Origin of the sequence: Cellulomonas soli (genome assembly GCF_013409305.1) — a bacterium.
Classification (GTDB): domain Bacteria; phylum Actinomycetota; class Actinomycetes; order Actinomycetales; family Cellulomonadaceae; genus Cellulomonas; species Cellulomonas soli.
Genome location: NZ_JACBZJ010000001.1, coordinates 557,903 through 574,024 on the forward strand (window position 1 = coordinate 557,903; position 16,122 = coordinate 574,024).

Annotated in this window: 13 protein-coding genes and 1 tRNA gene; 3 read left to right on the top strand and 11 right to left on the bottom strand. The window is 68.9% G+C overall.

Annotated elements, in window-relative coordinates:
- Positions 1 to 93: 93 nt before the first annotated feature.
- From BKA22_RS02465 to BKA22_RS02485, 5 genes are all read right to left on the bottom strand, one after another.
- The gene (locus tag BKA22_RS02465) at positions 94 to 1,338 is read right to left on the bottom strand and encodes an IS256 family transposase (protein ID WP_146951298.1); all 1,245 of its coding nucleotides are present in this window, start codon (positions 1,336 to 1,338) and stop codon (positions 94 to 96) included.
- Between the two features lie 229 nt (positions 1,339 to 1,567).
- Positions 1,568 to 3,256, bottom strand: a complete 1,689-nt coding sequence (locus BKA22_RS02470) for a coiled-coil domain-containing protein (RefSeq protein WP_146951299.1) — start codon at positions 3,254 to 3,256, stop codon at positions 1,568 to 1,570.
- A gap of 879 nt (positions 3,257 to 4,135) precedes the next feature.
- Positions 4,136 to 5,065, bottom strand: coding sequence for a hypothetical protein (locus tag BKA22_RS02475; protein ID WP_146951300.1), 930 nt, complete (start codon positions 5,063 to 5,065; stop codon positions 4,136 to 4,138).
- Between the two features lie 324 nt (positions 5,066 to 5,389).
- A complete protein-coding gene (locus BKA22_RS02480) occupies positions 5,390 to 5,665 on the bottom strand; it encodes a Txe/YoeB family addiction module toxin (RefSeq protein WP_146951301.1) in 276 nt (91 codons plus the stop codon).
- Positions 5,662 to 5,904: a type II toxin-antitoxin system Phd/YefM family antitoxin gene (locus BKA22_RS02485; protein WP_218866832.1), complete on the bottom strand. Its 243-nt coding sequence runs from the start codon at positions 5,902 to 5,904 to the stop codon at positions 5,662 to 5,664. Before BKA22_RS02485 ends, BKA22_RS02480 begins: the two co-directional genes overlap by 4 nt.
- A gap of 141 nt (positions 5,905 to 6,045) precedes the next feature.
- On the opposite strand from BKA22_RS02485, the gene BKA22_RS19380 reads away from it, so the two are divergent.
- Positions 6,046 to 6,402, top strand: coding sequence for a helix-turn-helix domain-containing protein (locus BKA22_RS19380; RefSeq protein ID WP_218867646.1), 357 nt, complete (start codon positions 6,046 to 6,048; stop codon positions 6,400 to 6,402).
- A 5-nt stretch (positions 6,403 to 6,407) separates the two neighbouring features.
- Here BKA22_RS19380 and BKA22_RS02495 read toward each other — a convergent pair whose 3' ends face one another.
- From BKA22_RS02495 to BKA22_RS02505, 3 genes are all read right to left on the bottom strand, one after another.
- Positions 6,408 to 7,676 (bottom strand): MFS transporter, encoded by a 1,269-nt coding sequence (locus BKA22_RS02495; protein WP_179561612.1) that lies wholly within the window; start codon positions 7,674 to 7,676, stop codon positions 6,408 to 6,410.
- Positions 7,677 to 7,964: 288 nt separating this feature from the next.
- A tRNA-Met gene (locus tag BKA22_RS02500) sits at positions 7,965 to 8,038 on the bottom strand.
- A gap of 19 nt (positions 8,039 to 8,057) precedes the next feature.
- Positions 8,058 to 9,050 (bottom strand): DMT family transporter, encoded by a 993-nt coding sequence (locus tag BKA22_RS02505; protein ID WP_223203390.1) that lies wholly within the window; start codon positions 9,048 to 9,050, stop codon positions 8,058 to 8,060.
- Between the two features lie 89 nt (positions 9,051 to 9,139).
- Here BKA22_RS02505 and BKA22_RS02510 point away from each other — a divergent pair, with 89 nt between their 5' ends.
- Entirely contained in the window at positions 9,140 to 10,006 is an 867-nt protein-coding gene (locus BKA22_RS02510; protein ID WP_146951304.1) for a LysR family transcriptional regulator, read from the top strand.
- Positions 10,007 to 10,044: 38 nt separating this feature from the next.
- Here BKA22_RS02510 and BKA22_RS02515 read toward each other — a convergent pair whose 3' ends face one another.
- Entirely contained in the window at positions 10,045 to 13,047 is a 3,003-nt protein-coding gene (locus tag BKA22_RS02515; RefSeq protein WP_146951305.1) for a UPF0182 family membrane protein, read from the bottom strand.
- A 160-nt stretch (positions 13,048 to 13,207) separates the two neighbouring features.
- On the opposite strand from BKA22_RS02515, the gene BKA22_RS02520 reads away from it, so the two are divergent.
- Positions 13,208 to 13,780 (top strand): PPA1309 family protein, encoded by a 573-nt coding sequence (locus tag BKA22_RS02520; protein WP_146951538.1) that lies wholly within the window; start codon positions 13,208 to 13,210, stop codon positions 13,778 to 13,780.
- A gap of 39 nt (positions 13,781 to 13,819) precedes the next feature.
- Here the strand turns inward: BKA22_RS02520 and BKA22_RS02525 are convergent, their stop codons facing one another.
- A complete protein-coding gene (locus BKA22_RS02525) occupies positions 13,820 to 15,016 on the bottom strand; it encodes a YlbL family protein (protein ID WP_223203392.1) in 1,197 nt (398 codons plus the stop codon).
- Positions 15,017 to 15,023: 7 nt separating this feature from the next.
- On the bottom strand, positions 15,024 to 16,046 hold the full coding sequence (locus tag BKA22_RS02530) for an NAD-dependent epimerase/dehydratase family protein (protein WP_223203393.1): 1,023 nt from the start codon (positions 16,044 to 16,046) through the stop codon (positions 15,024 to 15,026).
- Between the last annotated feature and the right edge of the window lie 76 nt (positions 16,047 to 16,122).

The following is a 16,122-nucleotide window of genomic DNA, read 5'->3' on the forward strand; positions in this document are numbered from 1 at the left end:
GCCACGCGGCCGCCCGCCATAAGTCACGAAGAGGCACCGACCGCGGTCAAGTCCCTGGGAGTGGTGTAGCCGTTCGGCGTGATCCGGTGGGGGTCAGGCGGAGAGGGCCAAGGGCTGCTCTTGGGGTTCGGTGTCGGTGGTGGTGATGAGGTTGAGTCGGGCTCGGTGCAGGACGTCGAGGGCGAAGTAGCGTCGTCCTTCGGCCCATTCGTCGTGCTGTTCGGCGAGGACGGCTCCGACCAGGCGGGTCACGGAGTCGCGGTCGGGGAAGATCCCGACGACGTCGGTGCGCCGGCGGATCTCCTTGTTCAGCCGCTCGTTGGGGTTGTTCGACCAGATCTGGCGCCAGATCTCCTTCGGGAACGCCGTGAACGCGAGCAGGTCCGCCCGGGCGGCGTCCAGGTGCTCGGCGACCGCGGGCAACGGGTCGGTGACGTGGTCGAGGAGCTTGTCGAACTGGGCATGCACGGAGTCGGCGTCGGGTTGGTCCAAGACGGAGTGGAGCATCGTTTTGACGGCCGGCCACGAGGACTTTGGGCAGGTGCTCATGAGGTTGGCGGCGTAGTGGGTGCGGCACCGTTGCCAGGACGCCCCGGGTAGGTTCGCCGCGATCGCCTGGACCAGGCCGCGGTGGGCGTCGGAGGTCACGAGGCGGACTCCGGTCAGGCCGCGGGCGACCAGGTCGGCGAAGAACACGTTCCACGCCTCCCGGGTCTCACTCGTGGTGACGGTGCAGCCCAGGACCTCCCGGTGCCCGTCGGCGTTGACTCCGGTGGCCACGAGCACGACGGCGTTGATGACGCGCCCGGCCTCGCGGACCTTCATCGTGAGCGCGTCCGCCGCGACGAACGTGAACGGCCCAGCGTCGGACAGCGACCGGGTTCGGAACGCGGCGACCTGCCCGTCGAGGTCGGTCGCCATGCGCGAGACCTGCGACTTCGACAACGACGTGATTCCCAGCGACTCGACGAGCTTGTCCATGCGGCGGGTCGAGACCCCGAGCAGGTAGCAGGTCGCCACGACCGAGATCAAGGCGGTCTCTGCGCGCTTGCGGCGCTCGAGCAGCCACTCGGGGAAGTAGGACCCGGTCCGCAGCTTCGGGACGGCGACGTCGATGGTGCCGACCCGGGTGTCCAGGTCCCGGTGGCGGTAGCCGTTGCGCTGGGCGACCCGGTCCGGGCTGGGCTGGCCCCACTCGGCCCCGCAGACCGCGTCGGCCTCGGCCGAGAGCAGGGAGTTGATCACCGTGCCGAGCAGGTGACGCATGAGGTCCGGAGAGGCGTCGGCCAGGGCCTGGCCCAAGGCGGCGGAAGGGTCGACAATGCGTGGTGCGGTCATCGTGATGCTCCGTTCGAGGGTGCTGTGAGAGGTTCACTCGAAGGATCACGCGGTGACCGCGTCGTCGTCTACGACGACCACGGCCCCGGCGGCTACACCACTATCAGGGACGCCACTCCGACCGCTCCTGCCCTGGGCCTGGCTCTCCCGCGTCAGAGTTAGATCGACTCAGACCGTTTGACTGCTGCGCGACGTTACAGTCTTGAGCCGAACTAGCCGGTGACAACAACTACGCAATCGGCCGCAGGAGACGAGCATCGTCAAGGTCGATGATGCTCGTGCGATCGCTAGCGAATCGCTTCTGAAGCGTCGCCATAGATTCGCTGGTCGTCAAGAATATCTGGCCTCGATTCACGGTATTCTGTGCGCGCACACTCAAGGCCGCAAGCGACTCAGCATCGACGCCTTGCTGGCCTGGCTCGTCCAAAATCAAGAATCCGGGGTGCCTGTCACTAACACTCGAAGCCACGTCGAGAAGACTCAAGAGATAGGCCCAACGAAGTCGAATGCCATCACTGGCCGAATTCTGAAAGCTGATGTCGTATCCCTCGACCGTGGGCTTCATGGTCTCGTCGATCGCAACCTCCATCGGATTGGCCGACTCGAAGCCGAAAGCCAGCAGATCGCTCCGCATGCGATTCGTCCAGTCCGCCAACTTCTCTTGGTCGGAGCGCGATGGAGACGAGTCGCCGAGCCGGCTCCGAACCACCAAGCCCGCGACGTACTCCTCGACCGTCTCCCGCCACATTCTGACGTCGATAGAGGTGGTCTCGTGAAGACTACGCATCTGCCTTTCGGCAGCCTCGTCAGACAGCGCCCTCTGGAGATCCGCAGTTGAAGGCATCGCGTCCGGGGCCACCAAATCGTTCTCAAGCGCACGAACTTGGGCGCGAAGATCTGACAAGGCGGCCGAGACCGCCACACGGCGAGGATCGATTTCCGCGATAGCAGCCTCGGCCCGAGAAACCAACTGACGCACTGTGGTGCGTTCGTTCTTCAGAAACGCCACTGTATCCGCAACCGACAGAACATGCGCATCGTCCGGGCTCTCGACGCCAAGGAGCGATTGGTGACACGTAGGGCAATCATTCTCGTGGAGAGTCGACGGCGCGATATCAGCGCCGAGTTCGGCCAGGATTCGAAGCTGATTGTAGCGACTCAACTCTTCGTCGATTCTCACAAGCCGCCGCGCCAGAGCGCCCATCTGGGTGTCGAGCATGGTTTCAGACTCGTTGAGTTCTCGAAGTTGCAGCGAAGCGCTGTTCGCGGCCTCCTGCGCGTCGCCGAGACGTCTCTCAAGTTCAGAAGTCTCTGCCGTCCTGCTCAGCGACGCACCGTGCTCCGCCTCCGCCTTCGCACGCGCTCGATCGATTCGATTCTGCTCCAACTGCGCGATGCGCTCGTCCAACGGAATCCAGACACTGTTGCTTAGCACTTCGAATACCGGCTCCGCCGACTTCTGATACTCCTTCTCTATCGCGGCGAGTGAGCGCAATGCTCGACTTGGAACGCTCGGGACGCTCAATCGCGCGCCATTGACAGCACCGGCCGCCTCGAGTCGGCCGCGGAGACGGCTCTCTCGAGCTTCAAGTCGCCGAAGCGATTCCTCGAGAGAGCGTCGTTCAGTCAATTTGACCAGACTCTCGAGAGCGAGCGCGTACTCGACCGACCGCCTGAGCGGCTCAATGATGCCGTACTTCGTGGGAACCTGTGGCACTGTCCCGCCCCAGCCGTGCTTCTGATCTACATAGCAGAGCGCAAAGAGCAACTGGAGGTAGAGCCGCGACTCCGTTTCGTTGTAATTCGGCACTTTCGGAAGCTCAAGCCCGAGAAACGTCGCAAGAAATGAATGGAAGCCGTCAGATCCAGCCGCACTCCCTGGTCGATTCACAAAGTAATAGCTGGCATCCCCAACCATGTCCGGCGATGGTCCGCCTGTCAGTCGGGCGGAATGCCAAACACTCACCAGTTGGTGCGCATTTGACTCTCTTCCTTCGCCAGGCCTTACGAGTCGATGCGTCGTGATAGTTCCCGCTCGCGAGGTGACTTCGAGCCAAACCTCGGAGCGCGTCACCGGTACGCGCCCAGAGGCGGCGTCGAGCTCCGTAGTCATTGCTCGAGTAAGCGTGCCCTGACGGGTGGCGAAGAGGTCGTCGAGACCAAGCCCGTAGAGTATCGACTGAACGAGGAGGGACTTGCCGACAGTGTTGGCACCGCGAATTACAGTGACGTCGCGGTCGAAAGTGGCGTCAAAGCCGTATGTCTCGTCCGCGGTGTGTGCCCTAAGGCTGACCGCGTTGATCCTAAGCGGCAATTTACATCCCCCCGAGTCGAAGCATGACCTGTCTGTCGTTCAGCGGTGCCAGATCCCTTAGAAGCGCCTTCTCCTGACTCATGAGCGACTCATCCGAATCGATCATGGCTCCGAACTCACGCCCGCGATCAGTGAGTTCGACCCGACCGGAAGGGGCTATCGCTAGTAGATCCTCAGCAGCAGCAATTGTGATCGTGGTTGCAAGCCTTGGATCCGTCCTCATCGTCGCCAAATCGGCCGACTCCGGCGACTCCCACCACTGACGTGCTAATGCTCTCGTGGCAGAATTCTGAAGAGCCCAGGACAGGTTGTGCAGCGTTTGAGCTGAGGCCGCCTGGCCACGGCACTTTGAGAGAACCAGAACGATGAGCGATAGGCGCCACGCAATTCGCTCCGAGACGCGAAGAGGCGCTCTCGAAATCGAGAATACGACGACTGCGTCGGCAGCAGAGTGTGCCGGATCAAGTGCGCCCTGGCCGGCGTTCATTCAGTCGTCTCGGGTGGAGAGAAGTCCATGCTGCACTCTTCGAGCCATTCGCAGACCGTGCCTTCGGCTACGAGGTGGGACGTCGCGTACGGCATTCCGGGAGCGACATCAACGATTCGAGACCTGACGTCTTCTTGAACCTTGCCCAGATGCGCCGAATCGCGCGACGAGAGCGTCTGCGACATCAGCATGCCCCGCTTGGCCTGGCCGATTTCGAACCGGATGCTCTGAGCTATGTCTGGCACGCGCGTGTCATAGCGGTCGAGCAAGTCTGCGGTCGCGAACTTGCTCTTGAGCAGCTCCCCACGAAAGTAGGCCCGATCCTCGTCCGAAGAGATTATCTTCTTGAGCTTTCCGTCCATTACACCAATTCGGGGACCGGATGCCTGACTGAAGAGACCCCCATCCCGTGTGAGCTCGGGGATGTCAATCGGACCCCGCAGCCCCTCAGGGAGCAGGCCGCTCGCTTGGGCGAGCTTGTGTTCCAGCGCAAGGTCATCGAGGTCTTGCACCGACACATTGAAGCCTTGAGCGAGAAACGGAAGATCCCAGGAGCGCGCCAGTTTTGTTATCGCATTGCAGTGTGAGATCAAGTCGGATGACTCGTGAACGGGTGTTAGCAGGACCCAGTCACGCAGAATGGTCTCGCCAAGAAGTTCTTCGACTCGCGACGAGTACCGCTTCAGTTTCTTTACGTCAGTCGTGATCTTGTCTCGCTGCCGCGCATAGCGCGTGCTCGGCTGAAGCGGTTCGCCTTCGGGGGCATAGAACTGCCATGCGATTGCCTCACGCCGCACGAAGCCATCGAGCCCACCGTCGCCTCCCGATTTGTCCGGTACCGGGACGAAATCGATGCCATACCGCAGTCGCAGGAGACGTCGACTGTGCTCCTCCCACTCGTCGGAGCCCCAGCCCTGAGTCGACATGGGCTGAATCTAGCGCGTCCAGCTCGGATCGTCGGGATCTTGCAGTGTCGCTCTGGGACCGACTCGAAGAGCTCCGCGAACCAGCGCGCCTTGAGCCATCCGGGTGGTCACCAAGGATGCTGCGGCCGTCCGATGGCGTGGAGTTCGACGAATCGCGGTCGCGGGAGTGCTGCCCACTCGCATTCATCGGCGACGCCGCGGCGCGGTCATGGCACCCACGCGCCGCTGGCACCTGGGCGGTGCAAGAGGAGTCTGGCCGATCGTCGTCGCGTCGATCCCGCTCGGCGGCCCACGGTCGCCGCAGTCGCCGTCGCACCCTGGGAGTCAGGGTGTGTAGTGGTAGCGGCAGGCGGCGATGCGGATCTCGTCGTCGACGACCTTGTAGACGAGCCGGTGCTCGTCGCTGATGCGTCGGGACCAGTAGCCGTGCAGGCCGTGCTTGAGGGCTTCGGGCTTGCCGATGCCCTCGTGCGGGGTGTCCTGGCCGACGCCGCGGGCGATGTCCTTGAGCAGCTCGTTGATCCGCTTGAGGGTGCGGCGGTCCTGGATCTGCCAGTACAGGTAGTCCGACCAGGCGTCGGCGTCCCACACGTACTTCACTCGGCGAGCTGCCGCTCCACGCCCTGACCGGACTCCAGGCGCTCGATCGAGGTCAGCAGCCGACGGGCGTTGGCCGGGTTCTGCAGCAGGTACGCCGTCTCCTTCAACGACTCGTAGTCCGCCAGGGACACGATCACGACCGGGTCGTGGCCGGCGCGGGTGATGACGACCTCCTCGCGGTCGTTGACGACCGCGTCCAGGGTCTCCGCGTAGCGGGCTCGCGACTGCGAGTACGTCATGGTCTTCACCGCACACCTCCAGGGTTGTACAGAAAACTGTACGTCCAGCGCGCAGGCCCGTCGAGCGACTCCCCCGGGGCAACCCGCTCGGCGGTACGTCTTCGACGATGTCCGCAGCGACGGTCCGCCTCCACTGCGTCGGTGGCCGCGTCACTGACCTGGGGCGTCATCGCCGCGCCGTCGCACGGTCTATCGGGCCGGCGCAGTGAGGGGCGGCGCCAGACCGGGGTCTACTTCCTGACCTTCTCGGGCTCCCACCGGGGCAGAAACCCAACCCGTGTCTGGCCTTACCGTCAGGTCGGCCGCCCACCCGACGCTACCGCCGAGGCGACGTCGGCCGCCCAGCGGCTGTCGATCGGCCGCAGCTTGCTCTACGAGCTGATGGCGAGCGGCGCCATCGAGTCCGTCCACATCGGCCGGCTACGCCGGATCCCCGTCGACTGCTTGTCGGACTTCGTCGACCGACGCCGCCGCGAGGAGCGGGACCAGCCGCGCTGACGGCCTCACGGGGCGACAGGTACGCGACCACTCCGCGCACCTCGCAGGGGAGAGCCGGCGCCGACGAGGGCTGCGGTGAGGAACAGGGCTGCAACCGCGAGCAGGGTTGTCCGGAAGCTGAACGCTGTTGCCAGGACTCCTCCGACGAGTGCACCGACAACTGCCATCGACCTGTTGGCCGAACGCAGGACCGAGTTCACGCGCCCGAGCATCACGCGGGGTGTGACCGCCTGCCGGTAGCCCATCTCGCTGGGGTCCTCCAGGCCCATCGACGCGCCGCAGAGCAGCTGGAGCACGCCGAGGTAGCCGATGATGACCGAGGTGGCCGCCGCTGTCGGCGTGAAGGCGATCGCGGCCCACGCCAGCGCACACGCTGCACGGCTGACGATGATGACGTTGCCCTCCCCGAGTCGACGCGCGGCCCGCGGCGCGGCGAGCGCGCCGAGCAGGCTGCCGACGCCGGCCGCAGTCAGCACTGCGCCGTACGCGGCCGCTGACAGGGACAGGTCACGCAGGACGAACAGTCCCAGGAGTGTCACGGCGATGCTGTTCGCCAGGAACCACACGTGCGTCGAGACGGCCAGTGGCGCCAAGGTCTGGTGGCGGTAGGTGAAGGACAGGCCCTCACCGATCTCTCGGACGATCGGGCGACGCTCGACGTCTCGAGGTGGTTCCGGGCGCCGGATCCGGAAGATGCTCATCGCATTGAAGCCCCGCGCGAGGCTCGACACGACCAAGGTCACCGGCGCGCTGACGGCCGCCACGAGGAACCCGGCGACCGCCGGACCGAGCGTCTGGGCGACCGACATCGCCTGCCCCAGGCGGGCATTGGCCAGCACCAGGGTGCGACGCGGCACCAGGTCGGGGAGATACGCCTGTTCCGCCGCGGCGACGTAGACCGCGCAGCACCCGCTCGCGAACAGGACCACCGCGGTCGACGTCACCGAGAGCGCGCCCGCTGCGTAGAGCAGGGGGATGCCCAGCAGAAGGAGTGCCTGGGCGAGGTTGAAGCCGATGAGCACCCGGCGGCGACGCCAGCGGTCCACCTGCGCGCCGGCGACCAGTCCCAGCACCAGGTACGGCAGGAACTGGGACGCCCGGACAAGTCCGACCTGCGCCTCGGACGCCTTCAACACGTCGATGACCAGGACGTCGACCGCCACCGTGGTGAGCGCCATCCCGGCGAATCCCACGGAGCTCGCCGTCCAGTACCGCCGGAAGCTCCGGAGGGTCAGCGGCTCCCTCGTCGTCGCGGTCGCCAGCTCCCTGCTCACACGGTCGAGACTAGAGGTGCACGCGTACCTGCCTCGCGGGGGCTTCCCGCTCGCGGCCTTGGGCCACCGCGTCGCGGCCCCCGGTGGTGCGTCCGCTTCGTGTCGCCCGTCACAGGCGCGGCCGCCCGGATGCCCCTCAAGGAGCTCCCGGGACCCCGATGTTCCGCGGTCGTCCGCCCGCATCCGGCTCTGATCGTGGACGACGTCTGCCCACATTCTGCCCACATCGACGACAGAGGCCCTCCCTCCCCGAGGGGAGAAAGGGCCTCTGACCTGCACTAACACTTGTAGCGGGGGCAGGATTTGAACCTGCGACCTCTGGGTTATGAGCCCAGCGAGCTACCGAGCTGCTCCACCCCGCGTCGGTGTCCCAACCATACGTCAGGCGCGGACCTCGTCCAAATCGCCCTCCGCGGGCGCCGTGTGCACGACGTCGGCGGTGGTCGGCGCCACCGGGGACGTCGCGGGCCGGGGGCGGCCGAGGACTCGCTGCGCGACGAGGATCCCGAGCACGACGAGCAGCCCGCCGACCGGTTCGTTCCACTGCAGCCGCTCGTCGAGCACGAGCACCCCGAGGAGCACACCGACGACCGGCGTCAGGTAGGTGACGGTCGAGGCCCGCTGAGCACCCCAGCGCTCGATCACGCGCGTGTTCCAGACGTAGGCCAGACCCGTGCCGAGCGCGCCGAGCACCACGGTCGAGGCGACGACCGGGCCGGTGAGGTCGACGGGCGCGAACCCGCCGAGGAAGGGTGCCAGCGCGAGCATGAGGACGGCCGCGAGCGTGATCTGCGAGGCGGCGACAGTCACGGCGTCGTGCCCGCGACCTTGCACGAACCGGCGCATCCAGGTGATGCCGAGCCCGTAGCAGGCGGTCGCGCCGAGGCAGGCGAGCTGGGCGGGCAACGACCCGGTCAGGGCGGGCTCCCCGAGGTAGGACCACGGGCCGACGATGACGACGACGCCCAGTGCGCCGACGGCGATGCCGAGGCGCTGCCGGCCGTCGAGGCGTTCGCCGGGCAGCAGGGCGCCCGCGGCGACGGCGGTCATGATCGGCGTCGAGGCGTTGTAGATGCTCGACAGGCCGGACGGCAGGTACTGCCCGGCCCAGGAGAACAGCAGGAACGGCATGACGCACAGCACGAGCGCCACGACCAGCAGGTGCCCCCAGGTGGCAAGGCCGCGCGGCCAGCGGCGCCGGGTGAGGAGCATGAGCGCGATGAGCGAGACCGCGCCGAGCACGAGCCGGCCGAGCACGAGCTGGGCGGGTGAGAGCCCGTGCAGGGCGACCTTGATGAGCAGGAAGCTCGACCCCCAGACGGCGGCCAGGGTGATGTACATCGCGGCGGTCCGCCGGTCGGGCTGGGTGTCCACGGCTTCGTCCTCTCGTCCGTGCGCCATCGTCCCGACATCGACATGCATGAAGCAACTGCATCATCCTCATGGGCTGATACGTTCTGCTCATGCCTACGCTCGCCCAGCTGCGGGTGCTCGTCGCCGTCGTGGACACCGGGTCGTTCACGCAGGCGGCCTCGACGCTCGGCATCAGCCAGTCCGCGGTCTCGCACGCGCTTGCCGCGCTCGAACGCGAAGGACCCGGTGCGCTCGTCGAACGCACCGGCGGCGCAGCCCCCACGGCGCTGGCCCACCGCCTGCTCCCCCACGCGCGCGCGTCCCTCGCCTCCGCCGACGCCTTCAGCGCCGAGTGGGCCGCGTTCGCCGGACGCGCCGACGGGACCGTGCGCCTGGCTGCGGTCCCCACGGTCTGCCAAGGCCTGCTCCCCGGGCTGCTGCGCACCTGGGCGACCCGGCTCCCCCACGTGCGCGTGCAGGTGTTCGAGGGCGACGACGACGAGCTGCCCCGCTGGCTCGAGGTCGGGACCGTCGACGCGGCCGTCCTCGTCGACCCCAAGCCGGTGCCCGAGGGCGGCAGGGTCGTCGCCCGCGACGAGTTCCGCGCGATCCTGCGCCGCGACCACCCGTTCGCCGGCGAGCAGACGATCGACCTGGCCGAGCTCGGCGAGGACGGCCTGCTGGTCTCCACCGGCGGCTGCGAGCAGCAGGTGCGCCGCCTGCACGCCGACGCCGACCTGCCGTTCCGTCCCGCGCAGCACGTGCGCGAGCTCGCCACGCTCATGCGGATGGTCGCCGAGGGCATCGGGGTGTCGATCATGCCGAGCCTGGGCGGGGCGATGCTGCCCACCGAGCTCGTCATGGTGCCGCTGTCACCCACCCGGCCGCGCGAGCTCGTGCTCAGCGGACCGCAGCAGCGCCCGTGGCACCCGCTCGTGCGGACCCTCGTCGAAGCGACGGACGCCCTCCCCGACTGAGGTCGGGAAGGGCGTCCGAGAGCCGCGCAGGTCGCCCGTCAGCTGCCGCCGAGCTCGGCCTCCGCCGCGATGGCATCCGCCAGGGCCTGGTCGAGCCGGTCCTGCGCAGCGCCGTAGGCGGCGAAGTCGCCGTCCGCGAGCGCGGCCTGCCCGTCCTGCATCGCCTGGTTCGCCTCCTGCAGCGCCGTCTGGAGGCGGGTCCTTGCGTCGTCTGCCGCGGGGCTGTCCGTCGGCGTGGGCGCCGGCGTCTCGGTCCCCGTGCCGGTCCCGGTGTCCGTACCCGGGTCGGTGCCGGTCCCGGTGTCCGTCCCCGTGTCCGGGTTGGTGCCCGCGTCGCCCGCATCGGTACCGGAGTCGCCGCCGAAGACCTGGTCGAGCGCCTCGTCGAGCGTCGGGGCGAACCCGATGCTGTCACCGAAGCCGACCAGCACGCGCTGCAGCAGCGGGAACTGCGTCCCGGTCGAGGACTGCAGGTACACCGGCTGCACGTACAGCAGGCCGCCGCCGACCGGCAGGGTGAGCAGGTTGCCGCGCACCACCGAGGAGTCCCCGCGGCCGAGGATGTTCAGCTCGGTCGACACCGTGGGATCGGTCGTGAAGTTGTTGTTCTGCTGCCCCGGCCCGGGAACCGTCGAGTCGCGCGGCAGCTCGAGCAGCCGCATCTTGCCGTAGTCCTCGGAGACCTGCCCCGCCGTCGACCCCGCATCCGCGTCCACCGCCAGGTATCCGGTCAGCACGTTGCGCGCGTTCCCGCCCGCAGGGATGAACGTCGACATGAGCGAGAACGTCGCTTCGTCCTGGTCCGGCATCTGCAGGGTCAGGTAGTACGGCGGCTGGGCGACCGAGGCCGTAGTGATCGTCGGGTCGTCCGGCGTCGTCCAGAAGTCGTTGCCGGAGAAGAACTGCGCCGGGTCGTCGTTCACGTGGTAGCGCCCGAGCAGCGTCCGCTGCACCTTGAACAGGTCCTCCGGGTAGCGGATGTGGCTCATCAGCTCGCTGCTGATCTCCGAGACCGGGTGCAGCGACGTCGGGAAGATCTTCTGCCAGGCCTGCAGGATCGGGTCCTCCGTGTCCCAGGCGTACAGGGTGACGTGGCCGTCGTAGGCGTCCACGGTCGCCTTCACCGAGTTGCGGATGTAGTTGACCATCTCGGGCGCGAGCGCCTCCACGGTCGTCGACTGCACGGTGAGCGAGTCCGTGGTGGCGTCCTCCAGCGAGCGCGACGCCGAGTACGGGTACTGGTCGGACGTCGTGTAGCCGTCGATCATCCACACCACGCGACCGTCGACGACCGCCGGGTACACGCGGCCGTCCAGCGTCAGGTACGGGGCGACCTTCGCCACGCGCTCGGCGGGGTCACGGTCGTAGAGGATCTGCGAGTCGCTGTTCACGCGGTCGGAGAACAGGAGCTGCTCGTCGCCCATCTTGACGGCGTAGATCAGCTTGTTCCACAGGTTCCCGATCGACGGGCCCGCCGACACCTCGGAGGTCGGGAACGTGGTGTTCACGGCGCCGTTGGACGCGTCGTCCGGGTAGTCCAGCTCCCAGTTCCCCGAACCCTCGGGGGCACCGACGATCGAGTAGTCGGGCGACTGCTGACCGAAGTAGATCCGCGGCTCGTACTCCCCGATCCCGCCCGTCGAGGGGATGCCGCTCTCCCAGAACTCGGGGGCCCCACGCGCACCCGTGGTGTTGCCGTAGGCCGCGACGACGCCGTAGCCGTGGGTGTACACGGTCGTGTCGTTCGTCCAGTTGCGCTGGTCGTTCGACAAGCCGTCCAGGTCCAGCTCGCGCACCGCGATCACCGTGTCGCGCGACTCGCCGTCGACGTCGTACCGGTCGACCGAGAGCGTGTCGGGGAAGTTGTAGAACGCCCGGATCTGCTCGAGCTGCTTGAACGACGGGCTGACGATCTGCGGGTCGAGCAGCCGGATCGAGGCGGTCGTCTCCGCGTCCGCGCGCAGCGCCCCGGTCTCCGCGGTGACCTTCGCGTCATACGGCGTGGTCGTCACGGACTGCGCGTCGATGTCGTAGGCGTCCAGCGTCGCGTCGATGTTGCGCTCGATGAACGGCGCCTCGGCGTCCTGCTGGTTCGGCGCGACCTGGAACCGCTGCACGATCGCGGGGTAGATGCCGCCGACCGCGATCGCCGCGAGCACCATGAGCCCCACGCCGATGAGCGGGAGCCGCCAGGTGCCCCGGATCGCCGTCCAGATGAACGTCACCGCGACGAACACGGCGATGCCGGCGAGCATCGCCTTGGCCGGGATCACGGCGTGCACGTCGGTGAACGCGGCACCCTCGAACTTCTCCCCGGCCTTCGTCAGGATCGAGTACCGGTCCAGCCAGTAGTTCGCCGCGATGAGCAGCATGAGGACCGCGCCGACCACCGACAGGTGCACCCGCGCCGCCCGCGTCGTGCGCGGGGTCCCCGACCCGCCGCCGATCCGCAGACCGCCGTACAGGTAGTGCGTGGCCAGCGCGCCGATCCCCGACAGGATCGTGACCGCCATGAGGAACGACACCACGAACCGCAGCGCCGGCAGCGAGAACAGGTAGAAGCCCAGGTCGATCCCGTACTGCGGGTCCACCTGACCGACCGAGCTGCCGTGCAGGGCCAGCTGGACGGTCGACCACTGCTGGGAGGCCGCGGCACCCGCGAACAGGCCGAGCACCACCGGGCCGACGATCATCACGAGCTTGCGCAGCGGCTCGATGGCCTCGCGGTACTGGTCGAGGTTCGCCTGCTCCTGCGTCGAGGGCGCGTACACCGGGCGCGAGCGGTACGCGAAGCTCAGGCTCCCGGCGACCGCCCCGGCCATGATCAGGAAGCCGGCGACGAACAGGGCCGCACGGGTGCCCCACTCGGTCCACAGCACCTGGGCGAAGCCGAGCTGGTCGTACCACAGCACCTCGGTCCACACCTGTGCGAGCAGCAGGAAGACCACCACGAGACCGCCGAGCACGGCGATCGTCGGGCCGATCGGGCTGCGACGCCGACCGGCGGGCCTGGTCGTCGGAGACGGGCTGTCCTGGGTCACGTGCGGTCCTCGTCCTCGGCGTCGGCCTGCTGCGGTGCCGACGGGTGGGTCCTTGCCGGGTGGTCCTTGCTCCGGGGACAACGCCCCGGCAGGTTCACAGGTTCCCACAGGCAGATGGGACGATGACCCGGTGACCGACCCGGCGACGAACCCCTCCCCGATGCCCGCCCCCGAGCAGCGCGCACCCGCCGTCCCCGCCTCGCCGCAGCAGCGGGCGCTCGCCGACGCGGTGCGCGAGATCGAGCACCACGTCGCCGCAGCCGGGTGGGACGCGCCCGTGCGCGTGTTCGCCCTCGTGCGCACCCAGGCGGCCCTCGAGGCATCGCCGTCGCTGGCCGACCAGCTCAGCACGCAGGTGCTCGCCGCGGCCCGTGCCGAGCCGTGGCACCTGACCTCGATCGAGCAGGAGGGCCTGCCCGCGGCCGAGGACCTGGAGAGCCTGCTCGCGGCGCTGTCGTGGCCCGCGACGGTCGACGGCACGGCCGTGACGGTCGAGCGCGTCGTGCTGCCCCCGCACGCCGAGGCCGCGATGCCGCAGGACCCGGACGCCGCGCTCGCCTACCTGATGGGCCACCCCGAGCGCACCGACGTGCGGATCGCGGTCGGCGTGCTGCGCGACGGCACCTCCTGGTGCGCGCTGCGGGCCCGCACGAACGACTCCGACGACGAGGTCGGCCACGGCCCGGACCTCGTGCCCGGCCTCGTCCAGGCCGTCCGGGCCACGCTCGCCTGAGCCTGGTCCTGAGCTGGGCCCTTGCCTTGAGCCCTGGGGTCAGCCGGCAGCGACGTCCTGCGCGGTGCACGTCGGCAGGTCGTCGGCCGTGCCGGCGCCGATCGCCGTGATCGCCTCGCGCGCGTCGTGCAGCGTCTCGATCTTCACCACGCGCAGCCCGTCGGGCACGTGGCCGACGACCTCGTCGCAGTTCGAGACGGGTGCCAGGAACCAGGACGCGCCGTCACGCAGCGCACCGGCCATCTTCTGCCGGATGCCGCCGATCGGGCCGACCTCACCCGTGACGTCCATGGTCCCCGTTCCGGCGATCACCGCGCCGTCCGCCTCGTCCTCGGGCGTGAGCTTGTCGATGATGCCGAGCGCGAACATCGTCCCCGCGCTCGAGCCGCCGATGTCGTCGATCTTGATGGTCACGTCGACCGGCAGGTCGAACGTCGGGTCGATGTAGACCCCGATCTGCGCACCGCCGTCGGCGTTGGTGCCGGTCACGATCGGCACGTCGACGTCCTCGCCGTCGCGCTGCACGGTCAGCGTGACCGTGTCCCCGGGCGAGACCGCGCCGAGCATCTCGATGAGCTGGGTGTAGGTGGTCAGCGCGGTGCCGTCCATCGCGCTGATGACGTCGCCCTCGACGAGCTTGTCCGCGGCGTCCGTCCCCTCGACGGTGCCCGCCACCGCCAGGGTCGCCGGGACCTCGTAGCCCAGCTCGGTGAGCGCGGCGACCGTCGCGTTCTCCTGCGAGGAGACCATCGCCGCGGTGTTCTCCTCGTTGATCTGCTCCTGCGAGGCCTCCGGCGGGTAGACCGTCTCGACCGGCTGGACCACGGTCGAGGCGTCGAACCAGCCGCGCAGCACCCCCGACACGGACGAGGGGTACCCGGGTCCGCCGGTCGAGGACACCGTCACGAGCCGCAGCTCGCCGCTCGAGTCGAACGTCTCGGCGCCGTTGATCGTGATGAGCGGGGCACCGCCCACGTCGCCGAGCACGTCCCGGGTCGGGCCGGGGCTGCTCACCGCGTACGGTGCCGGCAGGGCGACGAGCACCGTCAGCAGCACCGCGGTGAGCAGCATGCCGATCGAGAGCGTCAACGCGCGAGGGCTCGTGCGGGGCGCCGGCCCGAGATCGTCGGGCTCGTCCGGCTCGTCGGAAGCCAAGGGCTCGTCGGAAACCAAGGGCTCGTCAGGAACCGCGGGCTCGTCGGGCAGGGCAGCAGCGGCGGGAGGCTGGTCGACCACGCCCCGATCATCCCCTACGTCGGGCCCTGGCCTGACGCCACACGGCCGCCGTGCCGATGAGCGCCACCGCGGCACCGGCCGCCCCGAGGGCAGCGGCGTCGCGCGTGCCCAGCCGGCGGCCACCGACCCCGAGCCGACCGCGCACCTGGTCGAGCAGCTCCTGCAGGCACTCCTCGCTCGACCGGTGCGGCTCCCAGCCCGCCGCACGCAACCCCTCCGAGGTCACGGTCCACGGGTAGACCACGTACGCGAGCTCGGAGGACGGCGCCGGCAGCGCACCCACCCGGTGCAGCCGCTCCGCGGTGCCGAACGCCGTCACCGCCGCCAGCTCGATGCGCCGCATGCCCGACATCTGCTCGACCCGCTCCGGGCTCAGCACGTCGGCCGCACCCGCCGTGAAGGTGCCGCCCAGCCGCTGCGCGAGGACGAGTCGCACGGCGGACACCAGGTCGTCCAGGTGCAGGAACTGCCACTCGCGCACGGCACCACGCACGGTCAGCAGCCGCGGAGCCTCGAAGTGCCGGGTGACCATCGTGTCCACCCCCGGCCCGACCAGGGGCGCAGGTCGCAGCACCGTCAGCACGGGCGTGCGTCGCCGTCGACCCCGCTGCAGCTCGGCCTCCACGGCCTGCAGGTCGCCGACCAGGCCCTCCTGGGCCTCCTCCGGCGGCGGCACCGGCTCGTCGTCACCGATCGGCGGTCGCTGGGCCCACGCGCCGTGCACGGTGGCCGAGGAGACCACGACCACGTGCGGCACGCCCGCCGCGCGCGCCCCCTCGAGCACCCGGCGCGCCCGGGCCACCGCCGACGCCCGACGGTCACGGACCGGCACGCCGGTCGATCCGGCCAGCTCGGACAGGTCGCCCGGGTGCGCGACCAGCACGACCGCGTCGGCACCCTCGAGCTCCCGCCCGGCGTCCTCGGGCACGTCCTCCAGGATCCGCGCGCCAGGCCCGCCGGACGCCACGAGGGCGGTGGCGACCGGGCCGCGACCGACGACCACCACCTCGCTGCGCCCTGAGCGAACCACAGCGCCCACCATCCCTCGATCCAGAACCTCGTGGTTACCGTGGACGCACTCCGGCGCCCGCCGTCGGTCTCATCGT

Excerpts from the sequence above, each read along its gene's own strand:
- BKA22_RS02520 (WP_146951538.1), top strand. The coding sequence starts at position 13,208 with ATGCCCGCCCCCGAGCAGCGCGCACCCGCCGTCCCCGCCTCGCCGCAG.
- BKA22_RS02510 (WP_146951304.1), top strand. The coding sequence starts at position 9,140 with ATGCCTACGCTCGCCCAGCTGCGGGTGCTCGTCGCCGTCGTGGACACC.
- BKA22_RS02465 (WP_146951298.1), bottom strand. The coding sequence starts at position 1,338 with ATGACCGCACCACGCATTGTCGACCCTTCCGCCGCCTTGGGCCAGGCC.
- BKA22_RS02475 (WP_146951300.1), bottom strand. The coding sequence starts at position 5,065 with ATGTCGACTCAGGGCTGGGGCTCCGACGAGTGGGAGGAGCACAGTCGA.
- BKA22_RS02470 (WP_146951299.1), bottom strand. The coding sequence starts at position 3,256 with ATGGTTGGGGATGCCAGCTATTACTTTGTGAATCGACCAGGGAGTGCG.
- BKA22_RS02485 (WP_218866832.1), bottom strand. The coding sequence starts at position 5,904 with ATGACGTACTCGCAGTCGCGAGCCCGCTACGCGGAGACCCTGGACGCG.